The sequence below is a fragment of the Paraburkholderia sp. BR14320 genome, assembly GCF_040948665.1.
Lineage (GTDB): Bacteria > Pseudomonadota > Gammaproteobacteria > Burkholderiales > Burkholderiaceae > Paraburkholderia > Paraburkholderia youngii.
Genome location: NZ_JBFPKG010000141.1, coordinates 1 through 3214 on the forward strand (window position 1 = coordinate 1; position 3214 = coordinate 3214).

Annotated in this window: 2 protein-coding genes and 1 pseudogene; 2 read left to right on the plus strand and 1 reads right to left on the minus strand. The window is 57.7% G+C overall.

From position 1 onward, the window contains the following. Positions 1-850 precede the first annotated feature (850 nt). Together AB3X89_RS39160 and AB3X89_RS39165 are read left to right on the plus strand one after the other, a co-directional pair. A pseudogene (locus AB3X89_RS39160) lies at positions 851-1903 on the plus strand (IS630 family transposase); the annotation flags it as partial. A 22-nt stretch (positions 1904-1925) separates the two neighbouring features. Beyond that, entirely contained in the window at positions 1926-2048 is a 123-nt protein-coding gene (locus AB3X89_RS39165; protein ID WP_260186047.1) for a hypothetical protein, read from the plus strand. An 853-nt stretch (positions 2049-2901) separates the two neighbouring features. Here AB3X89_RS39165 and AB3X89_RS39170 read toward each other — a convergent pair. After that, positions 2902-3214 (minus strand): hypothetical protein (locus tag AB3X89_RS39170; RefSeq protein WP_368587932.1); only part of this gene is annotated, 313 nt, incomplete at its 5' end.

Genomic DNA, 3214 nt, shown 5'->3' on the forward strand with positions numbered 1-3214 from the left:
TGGAAGACCGCACGCCGGATGAGGCATACTTCGCGACACTGCCTGCGATCAAATCGGCAGCATGAACGCCCCGGTGGTTCCACTTAAAAATCTCGGGACCCTGCCCGAACAAGCGGCGCCACCTCTCTGGTCGATACGATCTTGCAACAATGCAATCTTGTCTCGCCTTGAAAACGAGTTGAATTATGAAAGCAACGTTACTTATGTCTTGTGTGATGGTAATCGGGATGCTCGCACTGTCGGCCCACGCCACTGATGTAAACTCTGACTTCCGGCCACAGGAATGTTGGCTCCCTGACGGCACTCCTTGTGACGGGATTGGGACTAATTGAATCCATGTCAACCGATCTCTGCCGATGCGTCACGTCATCATGCTGAATGGAGTTCCGGTTGATGGTCTGTGTGCGCGCAAAACGCCCGCCGAAGCAGCCAAGGCGGTTGTGGTCGCACAGCAGACCGCATATCGTGGTAAAATCTGCGTTGAACATGCGCTGGCTGTACTCTCTTCGGATTACATCCCTTGGGCAGTCCAGCGATCTCAACACCACCTTCCTGATGCGGCTCCGGCGGCAGTGAGTGGCAACAAGCCGGCGTATAGGATCGACTTCACCCAATGCTGCTGCCGAGGTTGCGAGCGGTGGACAAGATAGACTTCTCGCGCGTGGTCGTGGATTCCTCCTCGATTCGTGCGATCGGGGCGGGCGAAGAACTGGTCCGAACCCACCGATCGTGCACGACCAGGCATCACCTCGCCTCCAACGGCACGCGCATCGTGGCGATCCTGACGGGTGCCAATCGTAGCCACGTCACCCCACTAGTACAACATCCAGTAAATAGCTTGATTGAATTATTGCGTTGGCTAACATGTCGGGATGAGCCAAGGTCGTCATGCAGCGCCAGTGAAGTTGGAAAAAAAGAACGAGAAGAACTCCTGTCGCTGATCGAGCGAAAGACCGCGGCTCAGCGAGATGTGATGCGGGCGCGCATCGCGCTGTGGGCGCACGAAGGACACCCGAATACGGTGATCGCTCGGGAGCTGCGCGTGTCGGTGCAGACGGTCTGCACGTGGCGCAAGCGCACAGCACGGTGGGCAGGGCCTGCGCGAGAGTGAGCGTAGCGGCCGTCCGCCACGCATCACGCAAGAAACGCGACTGCAGTTGATTGCGTTGGCATGTGAAGCACACGAACCCGAGGGACGGGTTACGCCAACGCTGGACGGGATAGTGGCGCGCGCGATCGAGCGCGGCATTGTCGAACAGATCAGCCGCAGCCATGTGCAGCGAATCTTGCAGGCCGGCGACGTGCGCCCACACCGAGTCAAGCAATGGCTTCACCGTTCGGATCCCGCCTTTCGTGAGAAGGTCAATGTGATTTGCAAGTTGTACCGCAAGGCCCCTCGAAACGCGGTGGTACTCAGCATCGACGAGAAGACTAGCATTCAAGCCATCGAGCGCAAGAGAGTTTTGAATATATCCGCCACGGCACCCAAGCGCTGATTGCCGCGCTTGATGTGCATACCGGAGAGGTGCTGGCAGACTGCCGCGAGCGGCGTACCCAGGACGATCTGGTCGCCGTCATGGAGCGCGTGGCGGCTGCGCACCCGGGCTAAACGGGTGCACCTGAGATTTGCGACAACCTGAATACGCATCGCGCTCAGGCCGTTTGGCAGGCATTCAACGAGCGGTATGATGAACGGTTTCACTTCCACTTCACCCCGCTGCACGCGAGCTGGGTCAATCAGATCGAACTTTGGTTTGCCCGCTACACGCGCCGAGTGCTACGCCATGCCAGCCATACCGGCACCGCGCAGCTGCGCGAGCGTACCGAGCAGTTTATCCGCGAGAATAATCAGGCAGCACGCACCTTCAAATGGACTTTCCGGGGCTATCCGCTGCAAACTGGCGCATCGTAATCGAGAGACAGACATGCCAGCCATCCCCACTAAACATTACGCGGCCGAACTTCAGCGTCAACTGCGCAGCTTGCTCGGTCATGAGCAGATCGTCACACAAGCCTACGGGCGGCACCTGCTGATCATTCATCGATGATGAGGAACCGACTGTTGTGGCGCGCCTTACCGAGCTCGGCCGCAATCGTTATAGTGCCGCCTTTCGCAGCCACACCGGCCGATGGGAGCCGCTGCCGGTACAGGCTCACTCGACGAAATGACTGAGGTCATCGTCACGCTCCTGCAGCCTTACTTGCAACCCGATAATTACTAAAGCCAATTGACGGATGTTGTACTAGTCCCGCTGATTGAGGCCATCGTGCCGATCGGCGGCAGGCGCAGGCGGCCTTTGAGCCGTCCCTCGCCGCGCCAATGCCGAACGGGGTTACGACCACGACAAATACGACGCGCTCTTCGCGCGCGCACTATTCCCACTTGCATCGCGCGGCGTGGTCACCCGCATCGCAGTGGACCTAGGAAAGTCCGTCGGGTTGCCGAGCGTACGCATGCCCGACCGCATCATTTCCGTCGTCTGCTATTCGCTTCGAACGTCGCGCTGCTATTCACGAAACGTTCCTCAAACTCGGCTGTTGCTCAATCTGCTGGAAGACTCTTCAGCGCGTTCAGCAGTCCTTATGCAACCTTCTCTTACAATAAGCACGGAACTCGTGAATACGTGGCCACGACAGAAAGTCGATGCTGGATCGGTCCAGTCGAGTTAAGCGCGCGAATAGCATCGTTCGAATCGAATCGTACATCATGCATGATGTAGAAGACGCACAACCCGCCGAAGAGACTTCCGCCTACCAAGAGACAGTAAGAAGTACCTGTGCTACTCGGTCGACAGGGGGTAAAACAGTCGATCTCCTGCTGCGTGTGCCCATCGCGACAAGACCGCCGCGCGATGTTACTTCGAGAAGGCGAGCGGACAGAAGGATGAACCGGGAAGAATCCTAGAGCACCATCCGGTTGCGCTCGATGCCGGCCCGCGCACGACAGAACAAGCGGCCGAACAAAATCATCGAATAGTCGTGGTATCTGACCAGCTCCGGCAAGTACGCAGAGTGCTCTGCCCCATACGATTCCGTAACTGCTCCAACGACATTCCGGAAACGCTTGTATTGCGTAAACGTCGCTCTTAACAGGTTGCTGAAGTACCGCTGAAACACGTCATCGCGCAGAGTTCGTGAAGCGTTGATAGATGAACCACCACTTGCCCACTGGAGATCATGCGCGGCGCCGACACGTTCACCGAGAGTTTGTTTT

Excerpts from the sequence above, each read along its gene's own strand:
- AB3X89_RS39165 (WP_260186047.1), top strand. The coding sequence starts at position 1,926 with ATGCCAGCCATCCCCACTAAACATTACGCGGCCGAACTTCAGCGTCAA.